This window comes from Kutzneria sp. NPDC051319 (assembly GCF_040682195.1).
Taxonomy (GTDB): Bacteria; Actinomycetota; Actinomycetes; order Mycobacteriales; family Pseudonocardiaceae; genus Kutzneria.
In genome coordinates this window covers 1-18,984 of the sequence record NZ_JBFBAM010000005.1, presented here as the reverse complement: position 1 = coordinate 18,984, position 18,984 = coordinate 1, and the positions used below count along the sequence as shown (strand labels likewise).

At 69.0% G+C, this 18,984-nt stretch carries 19 protein-coding genes; 4 read left to right on the top strand and 15 right to left on the bottom strand.

Annotated elements, in window-relative coordinates:
• Window positions 1–20: 20 nt before the first annotated feature.
• From AB0M73_RS06195 to paaZ, 8 genes are all read right to left on the bottom strand, one after another.
• Window positions 21–1,037, bottom strand: coding sequence for a hypothetical protein (locus AB0M73_RS06195; RefSeq protein ID WP_363887524.1), 1,017 nt, complete (start codon window positions 1,035–1,037; stop codon window positions 21–23).
• A gap of 18 nt (window positions 1,038–1,055) precedes the next feature.
• Window positions 1,056–1,628 (bottom strand): hypothetical protein, encoded by a 573-nt coding sequence (locus tag AB0M73_RS06190; RefSeq protein ID WP_363887522.1) that lies wholly within the window; start codon window positions 1,626–1,628, stop codon window positions 1,056–1,058.
• Window positions 1,629–1,758: 130 nt separating this feature from the next.
• Window positions 1,759–2,811 carry a 1,2-phenylacetyl-CoA epoxidase subunit PaaE gene (gene paaE, locus AB0M73_RS06185; protein ID WP_363887519.1) on the bottom strand — a complete coding sequence of 351 codons (1,053 nt, stop codon included), beginning with the start codon at window positions 2,809–2,811 and terminating at the stop codon, window positions 1,759–1,761.
• A complete protein-coding gene (paaD, locus tag AB0M73_RS06180; RefSeq protein WP_363887517.1) occupies window positions 2,812–3,303 on the bottom strand; it encodes a 1,2-phenylacetyl-CoA epoxidase subunit PaaD in 492 nt (163 codons plus the stop codon).
• Window positions 3,297–4,142 carry a 1,2-phenylacetyl-CoA epoxidase subunit PaaC gene (gene paaC / locus AB0M73_RS06175; RefSeq protein ID WP_363887515.1) on the bottom strand — a complete coding sequence of 282 codons (846 nt, stop codon included), beginning with the start codon at window positions 4,140–4,142 and terminating at the stop codon, window positions 3,297–3,299. The genes paaD and paaC overlap by 7 nt, the downstream gene beginning before the upstream one ends.
• 10 nt (window positions 4,143–4,152) lie before the next feature.
• The gene (gene paaB, locus AB0M73_RS06170) at window positions 4,153–4,440 is read right to left on the bottom strand and encodes a 1,2-phenylacetyl-CoA epoxidase subunit PaaB (protein ID WP_043717460.1); all 288 of its coding nucleotides are present in this window, start codon (window positions 4,438–4,440) and stop codon (window positions 4,153–4,155) included.
• Window positions 4,437–5,372, bottom strand: coding sequence for a 1,2-phenylacetyl-CoA epoxidase subunit PaaA (gene paaA, locus AB0M73_RS06165; RefSeq protein ID WP_363887512.1), 936 nt, complete (start codon window positions 5,370–5,372; stop codon window positions 4,437–4,439). The genes paaB and paaA overlap by 4 nt, the downstream gene beginning before the upstream one ends.
• A complete protein-coding gene (gene paaZ, locus AB0M73_RS06160; RefSeq protein WP_363887509.1) occupies window positions 5,365–7,395 on the bottom strand; it encodes a phenylacetic acid degradation bifunctional protein PaaZ in 2,031 nt (676 codons plus the stop codon). The genes paaA and paaZ overlap by 8 nt, the downstream gene beginning before the upstream one ends.
• 62 nt (window positions 7,396–7,457) lie before the next feature.
• Here paaZ and AB0M73_RS06155 point away from each other — a divergent pair, with 62 nt between their 5' ends.
• Entirely contained in the window at window positions 7,458–8,261 is an 804-nt protein-coding gene (locus AB0M73_RS06155; RefSeq protein ID WP_363887506.1) for an enoyl-CoA hydratase-related protein, read from the top strand.
• A gap of 1 nt (window position 8,262) precedes the next feature.
• On the opposite strand, the gene AB0M73_RS06150 is transcribed toward AB0M73_RS06155, so the two are convergent.
• Window positions 8,263–9,102 (bottom strand): 3-hydroxyacyl-CoA dehydrogenase family protein, encoded by an 840-nt coding sequence (locus AB0M73_RS06150; RefSeq protein WP_363887503.1) that lies wholly within the window; start codon window positions 9,100–9,102, stop codon window positions 8,263–8,265.
• Window position 9,103: 1 nt separating this feature from the next.
• Complete coding sequence (locus tag AB0M73_RS06145; protein ID WP_363887500.1) at window positions 9,104–10,270, bottom strand: acetyl-CoA C-acyltransferase; 1,167 nt, start codon at window positions 10,268–10,270, stop codon at window positions 9,104–9,106.
• 74 nt (window positions 10,271–10,344) lie between these two features.
• Here AB0M73_RS06145 and AB0M73_RS06140 point away from each other — a divergent pair, with 74 nt between their 5' ends.
• Window positions 10,345–10,929: a TetR/AcrR family transcriptional regulator gene (locus tag AB0M73_RS06140; RefSeq protein WP_363887497.1), complete on the top strand. Its 585-nt coding sequence runs from the start codon at window positions 10,345–10,347 to the stop codon at window positions 10,927–10,929.
• 114 nt (window positions 10,930–11,043) lie between these two features.
• A complete protein-coding gene (locus tag AB0M73_RS06135) occupies window positions 11,044–11,634 on the top strand; it encodes a lytic polysaccharide monooxygenase (protein WP_363887494.1) in 591 nt (196 codons plus the stop codon).
• Window positions 11,635–11,698: 64 nt separating this feature from the next.
• On the opposite strand, the gene AB0M73_RS06130 is transcribed toward AB0M73_RS06135, so the two are convergent.
• Genes AB0M73_RS06130 through AB0M73_RS06115 form a run of 4 tightly spaced genes read right to left on the bottom strand, consistent with a single transcriptional unit; the run spans window position 11,699 to window position 17,140 of the window.
• Window positions 11,699–12,928, bottom strand: coding sequence for a YDG/SRA domain-containing protein (locus AB0M73_RS06130; protein ID WP_363887492.1), 1,230 nt, complete (start codon window positions 12,926–12,928; stop codon window positions 11,699–11,701).
• A 46-nt stretch (window positions 12,929–12,974) separates the two neighbouring features.
• Entirely contained in the window at window positions 12,975–14,468 is a 1,494-nt protein-coding gene (locus tag AB0M73_RS06125; protein WP_363887489.1) for an NAD(P)/FAD-dependent oxidoreductase, read from the bottom strand.
• 10 nt (window positions 14,469–14,478) lie between these two features.
• Window positions 14,479–15,840: an aminotransferase class I/II-fold pyridoxal phosphate-dependent enzyme gene (locus AB0M73_RS06120; RefSeq protein WP_363887487.1), complete on the bottom strand. Its 1,362-nt coding sequence runs from the start codon at window positions 15,838–15,840 to the stop codon at window positions 14,479–14,481.
• The gene (locus tag AB0M73_RS06115; protein ID WP_363887486.1) at window positions 15,824–17,140 is read right to left on the bottom strand and encodes a glutamine synthetase family protein; all 1,317 of its coding nucleotides are present in this window, start codon (window positions 17,138–17,140) and stop codon (window positions 15,824–15,826) included. Before AB0M73_RS06115 ends, AB0M73_RS06120 begins: the two co-directional genes overlap by 17 nt.
• Window positions 17,141–17,241: 101 nt before the next feature.
• Between AB0M73_RS06115 and AB0M73_RS06110 the strand changes: the two genes are divergently transcribed.
• Window positions 17,242–18,018: an acetoacetate decarboxylase family protein gene (locus tag AB0M73_RS06110; RefSeq protein ID WP_363887483.1), complete on the top strand. Its 777-nt coding sequence runs from the start codon at window positions 17,242–17,244 to the stop codon at window positions 18,016–18,018.
• A gap of 362 nt (window positions 18,019–18,380) precedes the next feature.
• On the opposite strand, the gene AB0M73_RS06105 is transcribed toward AB0M73_RS06110, so the two are convergent.
• On the bottom strand, window positions 18,381–18,824 hold the full coding sequence (locus AB0M73_RS06105) for a hypothetical protein (protein WP_363887480.1): 444 nt from the start codon (window positions 18,822–18,824) through the stop codon (window positions 18,381–18,383).
• Window positions 18,825–18,984 lie beyond the last annotated feature (160 nt).

Genomic DNA, 18,984 nt, shown 5'->3' with positions numbered 1-18,984 from the left:
GGGCCCAGGCGTGACTCTTTTCAGTGGCGGCTGTCCAACGCCTTCACCACGTCGTCGGCGACCTGCTTGGCCTGCGGCAGGACATCGGACTTTCCGGCGATGGTGAGGTTCACGGTCACGATCTCGAACTCGTCCTTGCCGAACGGGGACTTCGTGTACTGCACCTGCACGTAGCTGCTGGCCAGCTTGTCGTTGCCGATGCTCGTGGCCATCGCCAGCCGGTTGCCGATCTGGAACGGCTCCGGCGAGCCGAGTTTGATCTGCGGCGGCCATTCGTCCGAGGACAGCAGCACACTGACGAAGTTGTGCGCGCCGCTGACCCAGTTGCAGCCGTAGAAGCCGGCCGGCGAGGGCGTGACCGAGGTGCCGAGCGCCTTGGACGCCACCGAGGCCAGCGTCGGGCACAGGTCGACGTCGCCGACCGAGCCGGCCGGGAACGGATTGTGCTTGAGGCTGCCCGATTTCAGGACGGCGAGGGCGCCCGTGGCCATCGCGTCGGCCGTCGGGCACGGGTCGGCGTCCGGGAAGGACGAGGAGTTCTTGGCCTCCAGCACGATCGCCTGACCGCCGGACAGCGTGATGCCGCGCAGGCAGCCGACGTCCTTCTGCCCCTTGCCGACGTAGACCGTGCGGCCGTCCTGCTGCTTGGCCGTCACCGAAACCTGAAACCTCTTCAGATAATCCTCGGGCGTGGCCAGGCCGGTCTCGGTCTCCACCGACAGCAGGTAGCCGCCGGTGACCTTGGGCGGCGTGGCCGTGTCGGCCAGCACCAGGGAGTAGTAGCAGGAGCCGTAGTCGGTCAGGCTGGTGTCCAGCTTGAACTTCGGCGCCATCGCCTTGAACGCGTCCTGCGGGGCGAACTGGCAGACGTCCACCGTGCGCGGATCACCCAGCTCGGAGGTCGTCGTCGCGGCGCCGCCCGACGGCTGATCCTGGCCGGCCCCAAGCGGTTGCGCCACGCCGGCGACTCTGGTGGCACAGCCGGCGGTGGCCAGCGCGACACAGACCAGGGCGGCGATCACGGTTTTTGTCCCCACGGCTGGGACTGTAACGCCTCACCACTGTCCAAGCAGGAGGATCGCGGAACTCGTCGCCGTCACCCCGATCAGGGCGCCGACCACCGTCTGGGCGATCGTGTGCTCCCGCAGCACCACTCGGGACCAGCCCACCGCCGCCACCGCCGCGAACCCCAGGCCCCACCACGGGCTCAGCAGCGCCATGAACGCCGTCACCGCCCCGCTGCCCACCGCCGCGTGCACGCTCACCTTCCAGGCCAGCGTCACCAGGAAGAGTGGCACCAGCACCGTCATCATCGCGATCAGCGCACCGACCAGGACCGGCGGCGCCCCCAGCACCGCGAACAGCACGATGCAGCCGCCCACCGACACCATGACCAGCGGAATCACCACCAGCCGCGCCTGCCTGGTGCGGACGTGCGGGTCGTGCCAGCTGCCCCGCACGATGCCCAGCCTGATCACCACGCCCGGCACCACCCCGGCGAACACCACCGCCAGCAGCGCCCAGGCCAGCCCCGTCGGCCCGCCCGTGCGCCAGCCGATCACCACCAACCCCGCGACCACCACGTTCTTCGGGTCCAGCACATCGCTGACCGCCTTGGCGAGCCTCACCCCACCATGATCGACACAGAACCCCCGCGAGTCACGTTCTCAGGCACCCCGAATGTAGGTTTCGCGCACACACGATCGGGTGCCCGAAACCGGCATTCGGTGGTTCCGAGAACGTGACTCGCCGGGGTGGTCAGGCGTCGTAGTCCACTGTGATCTGATCCGACACCGGGAAGGTCTGGCAGGTCAGCACGAAGCCGGCGTCGACCTCGGCCGGTTCGAGGGCGAAGTTGCGACGCATGTCGACGTCGCCGCACAGGACCTTGGCCCGGCACGTGCCGCAGACCCCGCCCTTGCAGGCGAAGGGCAGGTCGGGCCGCACGCGCTGGGCGCCCTCGAGGAGAGTGACGTCACGGGGCAACACCACGTCGGTGGTGCGGCCGTCCAGCTGGACCTTGACCGAGGAGCTCGGCCCCTCGATGCCGGGCTCGGTGTGCCGCACAGGCTCGGGCGGCAGGTCGTCGACGAAGAACAGCTCCTGGTGTATCCGCGACCGAGGCACGCCGAGCTCGGCCAGCACGGCCTGGGCGTCGGTGACCATGGCATAAGGCCCGCACAGCCACCAGTGATCAACCTCGGCGACGTCGAGCAGCGCGGGCAGCAAGGCCCGGAGCTTGTCGGCGTCGAGCCGGCCGGTGAACAGCTCGGCCTCGCGCGGCTCACGCGACAGCACGTGCACCAGGTCGAGGTTCTCGCGGTTGGCGTCCTTCAGGTCCGCCAGCTCGTCGGCGAACATCACAGTGTCCGTGCGCCGATTCCCGTACAGCAGCGTCGCCGAAGCCTTGGCCAGCACGGAAGACGCGATGGACAGGATCGGCGTGATGCCGCTGCCGGCGGCGATCAGCACGTGATGACCGGGCACGTCGAGGTCAGGACTGAAGGAACCGGTCGGCGGCAGCACCTCGATGCGGTCACCGGGCCGAACCTCGTGCACCAGCCACGGCGAGAAGGCGCCGCCCGGCACCTCACGCACGCCGATCCTCGGCTTGGAACCCGCGGGCGCGCAGATCGAGTACGACCGCCGCGCCTCAAGGCCGTCGATCTCCCGGCGCAGCGTCAGCGACTGACCAGGCCGGAACGCGAACAACTCCGCCAGCTCATCGGGCACGTCGAAGGACACGGCGACGGCGTCGTCGCACAGTCGCTCCACATCGCACACCGTGAGCGCGTGAAACGTGGTGGCCACTCAGATCTCCTTGACGTGCTCGAAAGGTTCGGCGCAGGACCGGCACCGCCGCAACGCCTTGCATGCGGTGGCACTGAAAGCGGAAACCTCAACGGTGTCGGAACTTCCGCACTGCGGGCAGGACACCACCCGCACGGAAGGCCCAAGCGTCAACGGAATCGGGCCACCGTGCTCACGAGGCGCGGGACCGGGCGGGGCGATGCCGGCCTCGGCCAGCTTCCGACGCCCGGACTCGGTGATCCAGTCCGTCGTCCACGCCGGCTCCAGCACGACCTTGATCTCCACGTCCCGATAACCGGCCTCATGCAGCCGGTGATCGAGGTCGTCGCGCATCGTGTCCATTGCCGGACAACCGGTGTAGGTCGGCGTGATGGCCACGACGACCCGGTCCCCGCTGTCCTCGACCGACCGGAGCACACCCAGCTCCGCCAACGTCAGCATCGGCAGCTCGGGGTCCGTCACGGTCTCGGCGACGGCCTGCGCGGTCACCATGTCGCACCCGGGTGCGCCCGCGCGACGCTCTGCATCTCGGCCAGCATCGCCGCCAACGCCTCGGTGTGCTCGCCGTCCCGTCCCAGGACCTGTTCGACGCCAACGGATTCCGGCCGGTCCAACCCGGCGGCCGCCAGCACCTGGTCGATCACGGCGTCGAACTCGCCCCGCACCGACGCCGGGTCGACCATGTCCACCGCGTGACCGGCGAACAACTCGCCGACATACGGCCACACGGCGTCCAGACCGTCCCGCATCCGCTGGTGCGACAACTCCGTGCCGTCGCCGAGCCGAACGACCCACTGCGCCGAGTAGTCACGGTGATACGTGACCTCCTTGACGCCCTTGGCCGCGATCGCCGCCAGCACCGGATCGGCCGACGACATCAGGCGCTGCAACAGGGCCAGCCGCCACGTGCTGAACACCAGCAGCCGGGCCATGGAGAACGCGAAGTCCCCGTTGGCCAGTTCCACCAGCCGCACGTTCCGAAACTCCGGCGCGTCCCGCAGGAAGGCGAAGTCGTCGTCGGACCGCTCGGTGCCGTCGGCCTTGCCGGCCCGGGTCAGCAGCAATCGGGCCTGCCCCAACAGGTCCAGCCCGATGTTGGCCAGTGCGACCTCGTCCTCCAGCTCCGGCGCCCGCGTGCACCACTCCTGCAGCCGGTGCGACATCACCAGGGCGTCATCGGCCAGCATCAGGCAGTACGCCGCCAGTCCGGCGGCGTCCACATCGGACGGCACCGTGGTGTCCACACCGGACAGCGGGTCGGCGAAGCCGGTGCCGAAGGCCCAGCGAGCATCGCCCTCGGAACTCAGTGCCTCGTAAGCGTTGTCGAACATGGTCGCCTGCTCACATGTGGGGAACGTCGTCGGGGATCTCGTAGAAGGTCGGGTGCCGGTACACCTTGTCGCCGCTGGGCTCGAAGAACGGGTCCTTCTCGTCCGGGCTGGACGCGGTGATGTCCGCGGCCTTCACGACCCAGATGCTCACGCCCTCGTTGCGCCGGGTGTACAGGTCCCGGGCGTGCCGCACGGCCATCTCGTCATCGGCCGCGTGCAGGGAACCGACGTGCACGTGGTTCAGGCCGCGCTTGCCTCGCACGAAAACCTCGTACAGCGGCCAACTGTTCCTGCTCATGCCACCGCCGCCTTCCGGGAGTTCTTGGCCGCGTGGGCGATCGCCGCTTCACGGACCCAGTCGCCGTCCTCGTGGGCGCGACGCCGGTTCTCGATGCGCTCGGCGTTGCACGGCCCGTCGCCGGAGATCACGCGCTTGAGCTCGCTCCAGTCGATCGGCCCGAAGTCGTAGTGCTCCCGCTCGGAGTTCCACTTCAGATCCGGGTCGGGGAAGGTCACACCGAGTTTCTCGGCCTGAGGAACACTCATGTCCACGAACCGCTGCCGCAGCTCGTCGTTGGTGTGGCGCTTGATCTTCCACGCCATCGACTGCGCGGTGTTGGGCGAGGCGTCGTCCGGCGGACCGAACATCATCAGCGAGGGCCACCACCACCGGTTCACGGCGTCCTGCACCATGTCCCGCTGCGCCTGGGTGCCCCGCATCAGCGTCAGCAGCAGCTCGTATCCCTGCCGCTGATGGAAGGACTCCTCCTTGCAGATGCGGATCATCGCCCGCGCGTACGGGCCGTACGAGCTGCGACACAGGGGAACCTGGTTGCAGATCGCCGCGCCGTCCACCAGCCAGCCGATCACGCCGACGTCGGCGAAGGTCAGCGTCGGGTAGTTGAAGATCGACGAGTACTTCTGCCGGCCCGAGATCAGCATCTCGGTCAGGTCGCCCCGGTCGGCGCCCAGCGTCTCCGCCGCCGAGTACAGGTACAGCCCGTGCCCGGCCTCGTCCTGCACCTTGGCCAGCAGGATCGCCTTGCGCCGCAAGGAAGGCGCGCGGGTGATCCAGTTGCCCTCGGGCTGCATGCCGATGATCTCCGAGTGCGCGTGCTGCGCGATCTGCCGGATCATCGTCTTGCGGTAGCCCTCGGGCAGCCAGTCCCGCGGCTCGATCCGGTGGTCCGCCGCGATGGTCGCCTCGAAATCCTGTTGCAGGTCAGTCATTTTTCGCCACCAGCGTCAACACGTCGTACTTGGCGACCGACTCTCCGGTCTGCTTGGTCACGTCCGCGTCCCAGCGGACCTCGCCGTAGTCTCCTGCCTCGCGCGGGGTGATCTGCTTGGCCGTCAGCGTCACGGTCAGCTCGTCGCCGGGGTAGACCGGCGTCAGGAACCGCAGGTTCTCCAGGCCGTAGTTGGCCAGCACCGGCCCGGGCTCGGGCGACACGAACAGGCCGGCCGCGAACGAGACGATCAGGTAGCCGTGCGCCACCCGGCCCTCGAAGAACGGGTTGGCCTTGGCCGCTTCCTCGTCCATGTGCGCGTAGAAGGTGTCGCCGGTGAACTCGGCGAAGTGCTCGATGTCGGCCAGCGTCACCGCCCGCGGCCCGGCCACCACCGTGTCGCCGATCTTCAGCTCCGCCAACGACTTCCGGAACGGGTGCACGCCGTCGTCATGCCGATCGGCGCCCGGGACCCAGCGGCCGGTGATCGCGCTGAGCACCTTCGGGCTGGCCTGGATGGCGGTGCGCTGCATGTGGTGCAGCACGCCGCGGATGCCGCCCATCTCCTCGCCGCCGCCGGCGCGACCGGGGCCGCCGTGCACGAGCATCGGCAGCGGCGAGCCATGGCCGGTGGACTCCTTGGCGTCGTCGGCGTCCAGGACGAGCAGTCGGCCGTGCCACGGGGCGACGCCCAGCACCACGTCTCGCGCGAACTCGGCGTCGCCGGTGACGATCGAGCCGACCAGGCTGCCCTGGCCGCGGGCGGCCAGCTCGATGACGTGCTCGGTCGAGGTGTACGGCAGCAGCGTGCTGACCGGGCCGAACGCCTCCACCTCGTGCGGCTGCGGCAGCTCAGCGTCGTCGGCACGAAGCAGAACCGGTGACATGAATGAGCCCTTGGTGGCGTCTGCGTCCACCAGGTCCACCTTCTCGGCGTCACCGAAGACGACGCGGCCGGCCTCCAGCAGGCCCTTGAGCGAGCGCCGGACTTCCTCGCGCTGCTCCAGGCTGGCCAGCGCGCCCATGCGCACGCCCTCGGCCGTCGGGTTGCCGACCTTCACCTTGGCCAGCCGCTCGGACGCCGCCTCGGCCACCGCGTCGATCAGGTCGGCGGGCACGAAGGCGCGGCGGATGGCCGTGCACTTCTGGCCCGCCTTCACGGTCATCTCGCTGACCAGCTGCTTCACGTACAGGTCGAACTCGGTCGTGCCGGGTTTGGCGTCCGGGCCGAGGATCGAGCAGTTCAGGGAGTCAGCCTCGGCGTTGAACCGCACCGACCGGTTCACCACGACGGGGTGCGTGCGCAGCCGCTGCGCGGTCGAGGCGGAGCCGGTGAAGCCGACCAGGTCCTGCTCGGTGAGGTGGTCCAGCAGGTCGCCGGCGCTGCCCGCGACGAACTGGAGTGAGCCCTCCGGCAGCAGGCCGGACTCGATGACCAGCTCGACCATGCGGGCGGTCAGGTAGGCGGTCTGGCTGGCCGGCTTGATCAGCGACGGCATGCCGGCGACGAAGGCCGGCGCGAACTTCTCCAGCGGCCCCCACATCGGGAAGTTGAAGGCGTTGATCTGCACGGCCACGCCGCGCAACGGAGTGTGGATGTGCTGGCCGAGGAAGGTGCCGGTCTTGCCGAGCGGCTCGATGTCGCCGTCCACGTAAACCTTGGCGTTGGGCAGCTCGCGGCGGCCCTTGCCGGAGTAGCTGAACAGCACGCCGATGCCGCCGTCGATGTCGACCATCGAGTCGGTCTTGGTGGCGCCCGTGCGGGCCGACAGCGCGTACAGCTCCTCACGGTGCTCGCGCAGCAAGGAGGCGACGGCCTTGAGCAGGGCGGCGCGCTGGTGGAACGTCAGCTCGCGCAGCGCCGGGCCGCCCACGCGGCGGCCGTGCTCCAGCGCGGCGGCGAAGTCGACGCCGGCCGACGAGATCGTGCACACCTCTTCGCCGGTCACCGCGTCGTGCAGCGGCTGGCCGTCGACCGTCGGCGTGTGCCACCGGCCGTTGACATAGCTGCGCAGCAGAGCCATCTGAAGCACCTCTCGCGACCGAATTACTGACCGTCCGTTCGTTAACATGCTAGCGTGTGCGCATGGTGAGGGAAACCGCTGGGGAAACCGTTTCGCTCGACGTCGACGGAGCTGTCGCGACCATCACCCTGGACGCGCAGGCGCGGCGCAACGCGCTCACCGTGCCGATGAAGGAATCGCTGCTGGCCGCGGTGCGCCAGGTCGCCGCCGACGACTCGGTCCGCGCCGTCGTGCTCACCGGCTCCGGTCGCGCCTTCTGCGCAGGTCAGGACCTGGCCGAGCACGCCGCGGCCCTCCGCGCCGACGCCGCGACCGCGCTGGACACCGTCGGCGACCACTACAACCCGATCGTGCTGGCCCTGACCGGCATGCCCAAGCCGGTGCTGGCCGCCATGAACGGCACGTGCGTCGGCGCCGGCCTCGGCCTGGCGCTGGCCTGCGACCTGCGGATCGCCGTCGAGTCGGCCAAGTTCGCCACCGCCTTCACCGGCATCGGGCTGACCTGCGACTCCGGCCTGTCGGCCACGCTCGCGCGGGCCGTCGGCGCCGCCCGGGCCAGCGAACTCGTGCTGCTCGGGACGCCGTTCACCGCCGCGCAGGCCCTGGAGTGGGGCGTCGTCGGGCGGGTCGTGCCGGACTCGTCGTTCGTCGACGAGGTTCGCGAGCTGGCTTCGAAGCTGGCAAATGGGCCAACGCTTGCGTTCGCCGCCGCGAAGGCGGCCTTGGCGGCCAGCTTCCAGCCGCCGCTGGCCGATGTGCTGGCCGCGGAGGCGACGGCTCAGACCGCACTCGGCCTGACCGCCGACCACCAAGGCGCCGTGGAGTCCTTCCTGGCCAAGCAGCCGGTCGTCTTCCAGGGCAAGTAGCTCAGTTCCAGGCGTAGAAGCCCTGCCCCGACTTGCGGCCCAGTTCGCCCCGCTCCACCTTGTCCCGCAACAACTTCGGCGGGGCGAACCGGTCGCCCAGCGTCCGCTCCAGGTACTCGGCGATGGCCAGCCGCACGTCCAGGCCGACCAGGTCGGTCGAGCGCAGCGGGCCCATCGGGTGGCCGTAGCCCAGCTCCATCGCCCGGTCGATGGACTCGGCGTCGGTGACGCCCTCCTCCAGCATCCGGATCGCCTCCAGACCGAGCATCACGCCCAGCCGGCTGGTCGCGAAGCCCGGCGAGTCGCGAACCACCACGTCCGACTTGCCCAGCAGCCGCACCCAGTCCAGGGCCTTGTCCCGCACCTCGTCGGTGGTGTTGGGGCCGAGCACGATCTCCACCAGCTTGGACACCGGCACCGGGTTGAAGAAGTGCATGCCCACGAAGCGGCCCGAGTGCACCAGCACCGAGCCCAGCTCGGCGATCGACAGCGAGCTGGTGTTGGTGGCCACGACCGTGGACGTGGAGACGGCCAGCTCGACCGCCGTGAGCACGCGAACCTTGAGCTCCGGGGCCTCCGGGACGGCCTCCACCACCAGGTCCGCGTTCGTCGGCAGCGACGGGATGTCCGTGACGAAGTCGATGCGCCCCAGCACCTGGCTCGGCGTGCCGTCCAGCTTGCCGCGCTCGGCCGCCCGACGCAGGCCCGTCTCGACCCTCGTCAAGGCCGCCTTGGCGGCGATGGTGTCGCTCTCCACCACCGTCACGTCGGCGCCCGCCGCCGCGAACACCTGGGCGATGCCGGACCCCATCCGGCCGCCGCCCACCACACCGATCTGCACGTCAGACCCTTTCCACGAGCATTGCCACACCCTGACCGACCCCGACACACAACGTAGCCAGGCCGCGCCGGCCGCGCTCGCGCTCCAGCCGCCCCAACAGGGTGACGACCAGCCGCGCGCCCGAGCAGCCCAGCGGATGACCCAGCGCGATCGCGCCGCCGTCGGCGTTGACCTTCTCCTCGTCCAGCTTCAGCCGGCGCATCACCGCCAGGCTCTGCACCGCGAACGCCTCGTTCAGCTCTACGGCGTCCAGGTCGTCGATCCGGAGTCCGGTGCGGGACAACAGCTTCTCCGTCGCGGGGACCGGTCCGAGACCCATCACGTGCGGGGCGACGCCGGCCGAGGCGCTGGCGATCACCCTGGCCCTCGGGGTGAGATTGTGGGTCCTCACGGCTTCCTCGCTGGCCAGAACCAGCGCCGCCGCACCGTCGGACAGCGGCGACGACGAGCCGGCCGTGACGACGCCGTCCTTGCGGAACACCGTCTTCAGCGTTGCCAGCTTGTCCATCGTGGTCGATGGGCGCGGACCTTCGTCCCTGGCGAAGTCGCCGACGGGGACGATCTCGTTGACGAAGTGGCCCTTGTCGATGGCATTCACGGCTTTCTGGTGGCTGCGCAGGGCGAACGCGTCGCTGTCTTCGCGGCTGATGCCGTCCAGGGCCGCGACCTCTTCGGCCGTCTCCCCCATCGACAACGTGGTTTGCTTGTCGTACCTGGGATTCGTGAACCGCCAGCCCAGCGAGGTGTCGCTCACCTCGCCCGGCCGGGCCCATGGCGTGCCCGGCTTGGCCATCACCCACGGGGCCCTGGTCATCGACTCCACACCGCCGGCGACGATCACGTCCGCCTCGCCGGCCCGGATCGCCTGCGCCGCCGAGGCGATCGCCGTCAATCCGCTGGCGCACAGGCGATTCACCGTGTAGCCGGGCGTGTGATCGGGCAGGCCGGCCAGCAGGACCGCCATCCGGGCCACGTTGCGGTTGTCCTCGCCCGCCTGGTTGGCCGCGCCGAGGATCACTTCGTCGATCACGTCCGTCGGGATGTCGGCGCGCCGGACCGCCTCCGCGACCACCAGGGCGGCCAGGTCGTCCGGGCGCTCCTTGGCCAGCGCGCCGCCGTAGCGTCCCTGCGCGGTGCGCACTCCGTCGACGAGGAACACTTCCGGCATGGCGGCTCTCCTTCGGGCGTCGGCACGCTATTATTAACCGGCCATTCGGTCAGTTCGCAAGGGTGGGAGGCACCGTGGAGCCAGCGCCACGCCGAGGTCGGCCCGGCTACGACCAGGAGTCGCTGCTGGCCGTCGCGGTGAAGGTGTTCAACGAGCGCGGTTACGAGGCCACCTCGATGGAGGAGCTCTCGCGCAAGCTCGGCATCACCAAGTCCGCCATCTACCACCATGTCAGCAGCAAGGAGGAGTTGCTGCGACTGGCCATGGACCGCGCCCTAGACGGCCTGTTCGCCGTCGCCGCCGAGGCCCAGGCCATGGACGGCCGGGCCATCGACCGCCTCGAGCACGTCGTCCGCGGCAGCGTCGCCGTCCTGGTCGACCGGCTGCCTTTCGTCACCCTGCTGCTCCGCGCCCGCGGCAACACTCGCATCGAGCGCGCCGCCGTCACCCGGCGCAAGGAGTTCGACCGGCTCGTCACCGACCTCGTCAAGCAGGCCGAGGCCGAGGGCGACGTCCGGCCCGATGTTGACCCCGCCGTGACCGCACGACTGCTGTTCGGCATGGTCAACTCGCTGATCGAGTGGTACCGCCCGCGCTCCGGCGCCTCCATCGCTGACGCTGTGTGCGCAATCGCCTTCGACGGTCTCCGCACCCGGTAGCCCGATCGGACCTCGCGGCCGTTCTCCCCGCGCCACCATACTGAACCTCGACAAGTGGTCTATACCACTTCGGCCGCCGCGCTTGATTCCCTGCCGACCCTTGGGGGTTGTCTCATGCGCACCAGGTTCGCCCTACCCCTGCTCGCCGTCCTGGCCGTCGCCCTACCCGTGCTGCTCGCCGGCGTCGCTCAGGCCCACGGCTACACCACCAACCCCGTCAGCCGCTCTTCCCTGTGCGCCACCGGCGTCGTGAAGAACTGCGGCGACATCCAGTACGAGCCCCAGTCCGTCGAGGGCCCCAAGAACTTCCCCGCCGCCGGCCCCGCCGACGGCAAGATCTGCGCCGGCGGCATCGCCCGCTTCGCCCAGCTCGACGACCCCCGCTCCGGCGCCTGGCCCACCACCAAGCTCACCTCCGGCGCCCCCTACACCTTCACCTGGCACTTCACCGCCATCCACGCCACCACCGACTTCCGCTACTTCGTCACCCGCAACGGTTGGGACCCCACCAAGCCCCTCACCCGCGCCTCCCTCGACCCCGCCCCCTTCCTCACCTCCAACTGGGGCGGCAAGCGCCCCTCCGGCGACGTCTCCATCCCCGGCGCCCTCCCCGCCGGCAAGACCGGCCACCACCTCATCCTCGGTGTCTGGGACATCGCCGATACCGGCAACGCGTTCTACTCCTGCGCCGACGTCACCTTCTGACCCTCCTGTGACGTCGCCGGTGGCTCCTGCCCGACACCCCTGCCGTCGAGCGGGAGCCACCCCTTCAGATCGGCCGAAGTTCGCGATGATAGGCGGCAAACTGAATGTCGATGCGGTGGGCCCCAACCTCGTTCAGCGGCCCCATCCGCAAACCGGCCATCACGTCAACCACGTATCGATCGTCGTCGATAATAAAAGCGCCAAGATCGAACAACTTGTGATGGGTCGGACAGAGACAGAGCGCGTTCTCCACGATGTCCGGCCCGGCATGTTTGCCACCAAGCGGCTTGATATGGGCCGTCTCGGCGTACGGTCCGACCGGCGAGTCGTAACGATTGCCACAGAACTGACACGTGAAGTTGTTAATCTCCTTCACCCAGTGAGCAATGATCGCCGACCGCATCAGCCGTTCCGCGTGGCTACCTCGCCGACCAGGTTGTACGACGCCCTGCGGGGTCAGCGGTTCCGTCGAGGGTACCGAGTCGATCGCGACCATCTCGTATTGCCAAATCCGGAAACCGGACTTGCCAGTGGCCTGCCAGTAATTCTCGACCAGGTACAGCCCACCATAGGTGTATCCCGCCGAGGTCGAGCCGCGCAGCACTCGAACCGGCTTGCGCTCCATCTTGCTGGTAACCAAGGCAGCGTTGCCCTTGGTGAGCCGCTGATGGGCGACTTGCTTGCCAGTCTTAGCGTCCCTGCCTCCCTCGCCGGTGTAGACAATGACGTCACCGTTGTCGATGTCATCCTCGTAGCCACCGACGATGGCGATTGACTCGCAGCCATTCTTCGCCGTGCCGCAAATGCCGGCTTGGAGCTGCCGATGCACCTTGGCGCGGTAGGCATCCACTCGCTTCGGAAACCAGTCGCCCACCTTGACGCCAGGCACCGGCCCATAACCGTCCCAGGAGGGACTCAGCCCCAACTCGGCAAGCAGCACAACCACGGTCCCGGTAAAGAACCTGCCGGTGAGAGCATCGACCGCCTGGTTGCGCTGGTCGGCGTCCTTGGCCACGGCGCCGTAGACCTCCTCGGGAAGGCCCCCTTCCGCTGTTCCCGAGACCTCCCACCACGGCGAATCCGCCAGGCCAGCAAATGGATCTGTCGAACTCGGCGAGCCATATCGAGCAAAGAGCTCGGTTAGTTCGTCACGAACCGCGGACCAGCGCATGAGACGCGGTTCCTCGAATCGTGCCTGGCTGATCGACCAGAGCAGTACCAACGCCGCGGAGCGGTCGGCCTTTCCACTCGGCATTGTCACCTTGATTGAGTCGACTTCGCTCGACCAATCCACCGTGCTCCCCCTCGTTATCTCGGGTCAGCACTCCAGGCTAGCCGTGTCACACCCCAGCGGTGAGGATTTTCATGGCGGCGTTGTGGCCTGGGATGCCGGAGACGCCGCCACCGCGTTGGGCGCCGGCACCGCAGAGGAGGATGCGGGGGTGGGGGGTTTCGACGCCCCAGGAGCCGGGGGAATCGTCGCTGTAGGGCCAGGTGAGGTCACGGTGGAAGATGTGACCGCCGGGGAGGCCGAGGGAGTGCTCGAGGTCGACGGGGGTCTTGGCCTCGATGCAAGGGCGGCCGGAGGGGTCGATCCAGAGGCAGGACTCGATGGGCTCGGCGAGGACGTGGTTGAGGGACGCCAAGGTCGCGGCGAGGGCCTGGGAGCGGGCGGCCTCGTTGTCGGCGGCGAAGAGGCGTGCGGGCATGTGGAGCCCGAAGAGGGTGAGGGTGTGGGCGCCGGACTCGCCGACGATGGAGGGGTCGGTGAGGGAATGGCAGTAGATCTCGCACGGGGGCAGTGAAGGGATCCGGCCGGCGGAGGCCTCGGCGTAGGCGGTGGCGAGCTGGGAATAGGACTCGTTGACGTGGAAGGTGCCGCCGAAGGCGTCGCGGGGGTCGACGGAGGAGTCGCGGAGGCGGGGTAGGCGGCGCAGCACCATGTTGACCTTGAGCTGGGCGCCCTCGGCGGGCTCGGGGAGGTCGCCGAGGAGGCGGGAGAGCTCGGCGGGAGAGGCGTTGACGAGGACATGGTCGCCGTGGATGACATGGGAGGAATTGCCTGCGATGTAACGAACTTCGCCGTCGGGGGTGATGGAGGTGACGGTGGCGCCGGTGAGGATCCGGGCGCCGGCGGAGCGGGCGGCGTGCTCAAGGGCGGCGGTGACGGAGCCCATGCCACCGACGGGGACGTCCCAGTCACCGGTGCCGTTTCCGATGACGTGGTAGAGGAAACAACGGTTCTGACGCAGGGCGGGATCGTCGGCGGAGGCGAAGGTGCCGATGAGGGCGTCGGTGAGCACAACGCCGCGAACGATGTCGTCACGGAAGGAATGCTCGACGACGTGGCTGATGGGCTCCTCGAACAGAACCCGCCACGCCTCATCGTCGTTGACCCGGGCGCGAAGGGAAGCCTTGCTGGTCAAGGGTTCCGTGAGGGTGGGGAACACGCGAGAGGCGACACGGGCGGTCATGGCGTAGAAGCGCTGCCACGCGGCGAAGTCGGCGGGATCCACAAAGGACCGTGCGGTGCGAGAAGGATCCTCGGTGTCGACGAGGAGGCCGCGGTCGCCGACGGGGGTGTAGGAGGACATCCGTCGGCGGAGCAAGGAGATCGACAGGTCGAGATCGGCGATCACCTTGCGCGGCAACAGGCTGACCAGATACGAGTAGCGCGACAGCCGGACGTCGACACCGGGGAAGGCCTGGAAGGACACGGCGGCGCCGCCGACGGCGTCGAGCCGCTCCAGGACCTGCACGGACTTGCCGGCCCGGGCCAGATAGGCCGCGGCAACCAGACCGTTGTGCCCACCACCGACGATGACGACGTCCACCAGGCGACTCCTATCCGGCCAGCGCGACTACCCTCTCGTGCAGCCTACCCAGATAGTCCTCGGACTCGGGCTTCATCAGCACGCTACGCAGTACCCGGGCACCGTCGGCGTCGGCGACGGCAGCGATGCCCCGTTGACCGAAGGCGTCGGCGCCGGCCCGCAACGTGCTGAGGTAGAGCGGATCGTCCTTGTCGGCCATGCCCTCCCGCAGCATCCGCTCGGACGCGGCGTCGATCGCGGAGAGCGTCGGCTCGGCCGGGAAGTAGGTGACGATGTCGAGTTCGGGACGCTGATAGGGCACGAGCCGATCGGACTGGTCGATCAGACCGTGCCACCGGACGGCGGCACGGCGACCGGCGGCGAGCACGGCGCCGAGGCCGTCGGCTCGCAGGGGCAGCAGCTTGAGTGTCAACCACAGGGCTGCTGCGGCGGCGCCGGGACGGGAGCATTCCAGGCTGATCTCGCCGAGGTGCAGCTCGTCGGAAGTGAAGTAGGTGTACGGGGAATCGTGCACGTAGAAGCGGCCGACGGCCGGGTCGGCGAACAACACCGTGCCACAGCCGTAGGGCTGCAGGCCGTGCTTGTGGGGATCGACCACAATGGAGTCACAGTGGCGAATCGCCTGCCACGGCAAGGGATCGATGCCCTCGGTGCCGGCGATCAGGCTGAAGAAGCCGCCATAAGCGGCGTCGACGTGGATCCGGAAGTCGTAGCGGGATCGCAGCGCGACGACCTCGTGGACGGGATCGACGACACCGAGTCCGGTGGTGCCGGCGGTGACGACAACGGTGCCGACCTTTCCGCTGCGGAGCAAGGACTCCAGGGCGTCCAGGTCCATCTTGCCGGTGTTGTCGACCGGGACGGCGTGACCGGTGACGCCGATCAGCCTGCACATCCGCGAATGGGTGTAGTGACTGTCCACACTGTACGCGATACCGAGATCGGGATGGATTTCCCTTGCCACATAGAGGGCTTCGAGGTTGGCGATGGTGCCGCTGGAGGTGAGGTGCCCGAGGTGCTCGCCGTAGCCGAACATCTCGGCGAGCTGGCGCACGACCTCCCGCTCCATCTTGGCGGTGGCGGGACCGCCGTCGAGGGCGTGGTTGTTGGGGTTGATCAGCATCGCGGCGGCGTAGCCGGCGATCGCCACCGGGTGCGGCGGCTTGAGCATCTGGCCGGCGTAGCGGGGATGGAAGAACGGGTAGTTGTCGCGCAGCCGGGACGCCAGCTCATCGAGCGCGGCCTCCACGTCACTGTCCTTGAGCGCCAACGAATCGTGTCGTGCGTACTCGCCGAATTCGGCGGTCCACGACTCGTGGTTGGCCAACACGCGGTCGAGCCAGGGGCGCAACTGCTCAGATGTGGTAGGCATACTCGCGGAACTCCCAATCGGTCACCCATTGCTCGAACCGGGCGACCTCGGCCCGCTTGAGCACGCTGAACGAGCTCACGAAGTCCTTGCCCAGCAAGGCTTGCAGCGCCGAGTCGTCATCAAGCGCGTCGAGTGCGGCGGGCAGGGACATGGGCAGCACGGCGGTACGGTCGGCGTTGTAGCCGTAACCCTCAAGCGGCGCAGGGGGTTCCAGGCCGTCCTCGATGCCGAGCCGCATCGCGGCCAGCACTCCGGCGTGCACCAGGTACGGGTTGGCGGAAGCGTCCGGCAGCCGGACCTCGATCCGGGTTCCGGCGCCGCGATCGGGCGGCACACGGACCATCGCGCTGCGGTTGTCCAGGCCCCAGTCGATCAGCCACGGAGCGAGCGTGTCGGGGCCGAAACGCTTGTAGGAGTTGACGGTCGGGTTGGTCAACGCCGTCAGCGCGGGCGCGTGCCGGAGCACGCCGGCCAGGGCGTGACGCAGCAGCGGACTCATGCCGTACTCGGCGGACTCGTCGGCGCCGAGGTTCTCGCCGGCCGCGTCGACGAACGACACGTGCACGTGGAAACCGGAAGCACCGTGCCTGTTGAACGGCTTGGCCATGAAGGTCGCGAGCTTGCCCTCGCGCCGGGCAAGGTCCTTGACGGCGGCCTTGAAGCGGAAGGCCCGGTCGGCGGCGTCCAGCGCGCCGGAGTGGGCGAGGTTGATCTCGAACTGGCCCGGGCAGTACTCATGGTTGCCGCTGAGCACACCGAGCCCGAGGTCGCGGAGGTTGCGGACCGTCCGGATCAGGTGCAGGTCGGGGTCGCCGCGCGTGCCGCTGACGTAGACGTTGCCGGGTTCGGGCGAATACGGCGCGAAGCCGTTCCCGTCCGGCACGCAGAGGTAGTACTCCAACTCGGGGCCGACCAGCGGGCGCAGCCCGGACTCGGCGAGGCCGGCGACGACGCGGCCGAGCACCGCCCGTGGCGACTCGCCCCCGTCGCGCTGATCGCCGATGCACGTCGCCACGCCCGGTTCCCACGGCACCACCGCGAGCGTGTCCAGATCGGGGATGATCTCGATGTCCGGCAGTCCGGCGTCCAGGCCGCCGGGCACCGCAACGGTGTCACCGCGGGGGCTGGTGTGGTAGACGGCGCGACAGAAGGCCACGCCCCGTTCGACGGCGGCGGGCAGCTGCTCGACGAGCAGCTCCTTGGAGCGCTCGGTGCCCATCAGGTCGGGGAAGGCGACGCGGACCACGTCGACTCCCTTGGCGGTCAGTTCGGCCACGACGCGGTCGGCCTGCGCTGCCATCCTCCACACCCTCCATCGTTTGATTCCGAACCATAGCGCCGTGACAGGCCGGCAACAAGGGCGATATCGTACGTACCCAAACGAACATCGGGAGGCGGCACGTGAAGGGCTTTCTGCACCCGCGCACACCGACCGGCCGGGCGTCGGTGACCGCCGCTCCGCCGTGGCACTACGCGGGCGATCTGATCACCGTCGAGTACCGCACGGATCCCGACAAGGTCGCCGCGCTGCTGCCCGAGCCCCTCGCGCCGGCCCCCGACGATCCCGGCGCGGTCGCCCTGATCTGGGCCGACTGGCAGGCCTGTTCCGACGGCGGCGCCGAGCTGCTCGACCCGGTTCGCTCGCAGTACAAGGAATGTTTTGTCGTCGTCCGCTGCCAGTTCGCCGGCCGGACCTACTCGCGCTGCGTGTTCATCTGGGTGGACAAGGACTTCTCCCTCGCGCGCGGGCTGCACCAGGGCTATCCCAAGAAGTTCGGCTCCATCCACCAGACCCGGCCCCACCCCTTCGGCCACGCGCCCCGCCTCGCGCCCGGCGCCCGCTTCGGCGCCACCCTCGCCGCCGGCGACCGGCGCCTCGCCGAGGCCGTCATCGAGCTCACCGAACCCAGCCCCCACAACGGTTTCGTCAACGCGTACCCGATGGCCCACCACCGCTTCCAGCCCTCCATCGAGCCCGGCCAGCCGGACAGCTACGGGGAGCTGGTGGAGTCCAAGTCGGCTGCCTTCGAGGGCGGCCAGGCCTGGGCCGCCCGGGCCGATCTCCGGCTGTTCGAGTCGCCGACCGAAGAGCTGGCCGATCTGACCGTGGACGAGTACATCGGCGCCTACTACCGACAGGTCGGCGTGACGTGGAACGGCGGCACCGTGCTCGCCTGAGCCGGGTCGTTTTTGAGCTGCCCCCGAATCAATCCAACCAGATCAACCTGGGAGTCCGGGGCGGGCGAGGTCGACCAAGATCACGCCGAGCGGGATTGCCAGGTTCGAGGTCTAGGCTGTATTCGGGGGCTGCTCGGTACGAGCAATCACCGCGGGCGCCGGCCGCCAGGTTCAAGGGCTGGACCGGCATCAGGAACTGCCCGGTACGGGCACAATCACCGCAGGCACCAGTCGCCAGGCTCGCGAGCCGGACCGGCTTCTAAGGCCGCCCAGTACAGGCACAATCACCGCGGACGCCGGCCCTCAAGTCCGAGAACTGGATCGGCATCAGGAACTACCCGGTACGGGCCATGAGGCGTGGGTCAGAACCACCATGACACGGGCAACCGGTGCCTGAGCCAGGACGGCAGCCGGTAGCGCCGTGGAAAGAGGTAGGTCTGGATGTCGCCGTAGCCGTCGAGGGCCTGGGTACTGACATCGCTGGGGTCGGTCCGGGCGCGGGCGGCGAGGGACGTGGCCAGAGCGATGGCCTCGGGGCTGAGGTGGCCGAAGCGGCGGGCGGTGTGGTCGAGGCAGAGCGTGGCGAGCCCGAGCAGGGGGCTGCCGGACGGAGCCCGGGTGCCGATCTGCATGCACCAGTGTTCGACGAAGTCCCGGTCGTCATCGCCCAGGGCGATCCCGACCAACGCGTCGCTGGCGTCGAACCGGGACTCGTCGGTCGGTTCCCGGAGGGCACGCTCAAGCACGGCCACGACCTGCTGATGGGGTCGCGCCGGAGGGTTGAAGAAGACCCGGTCGGAACACACGCCGATAAGGCTATGCGCCTCGGACGGGCAGTCGCACGCGGGTTTCGGGGCTGCCTGAAACCGTGTTTCGGTGTGCCGGAGAGCGGGACAGTGAGGATGTAGATGGTGGTCCTCCCGACCCGGTCTGACCCCGAGCGGGACCGGCGTGATGCCTTGCGCG

Excerpts from the sequence above, each read along its gene's own strand:
- paaD (WP_363887517.1), bottom strand. The coding sequence starts at position 3,303 with ATGGTGACCGCGCAGGCCGTCGCCGAGACCGTGACGGACCCCGAGCTG.
- paaC (WP_363887515.1), bottom strand. The coding sequence starts at position 4,142 with ATGTTCGACAACGCTTACGAGGCACTGAGTTCCGAGGGCGATGCTCGC.
- paaB (WP_043717460.1), bottom strand. The coding sequence starts at position 4,440 with ATGAGCAGGAACAGTTGGCCGCTGTACGAGGTTTTCGTGCGAGGCAAG.
- paaA (WP_363887512.1), bottom strand. The coding sequence starts at position 5,372 with ATGACTGACCTGCAACAGGATTTCGAGGCGACCATCGCGGCGGACCAC.
- paaZ (WP_363887509.1), bottom strand. The coding sequence starts at position 7,395 with ATGGCTCTGCTGCGCAGCTATGTCAACGGCCGGTGGCACACGCCGACG.
- AB0M73_RS06155 (WP_363887506.1), top strand. The coding sequence starts at position 7,458 with ATGGTGAGGGAAACCGCTGGGGAAACCGTTTCGCTCGACGTCGACGGA.
- AB0M73_RS06145 (WP_363887500.1), bottom strand. The coding sequence starts at position 10,270 with ATGCCGGAAGTGTTCCTCGTCGACGGAGTGCGCACCGCGCAGGGACGC.
- AB0M73_RS06135 (WP_363887494.1), top strand. The coding sequence starts at position 11,044 with ATGCGCACCAGGTTCGCCCTACCCCTGCTCGCCGTCCTGGCCGTCGCC.
- AB0M73_RS06120 (WP_363887487.1), bottom strand. The coding sequence starts at position 15,840 with ATGCCTACCACATCTGAGCAGTTGCGCCCCTGGCTCGACCGCGTGTTG.
- AB0M73_RS06115 (WP_363887486.1), bottom strand. The coding sequence starts at position 17,140 with ATGGCAGCGCAGGCCGACCGCGTCGTGGCCGAACTGACCGCCAAGGGA.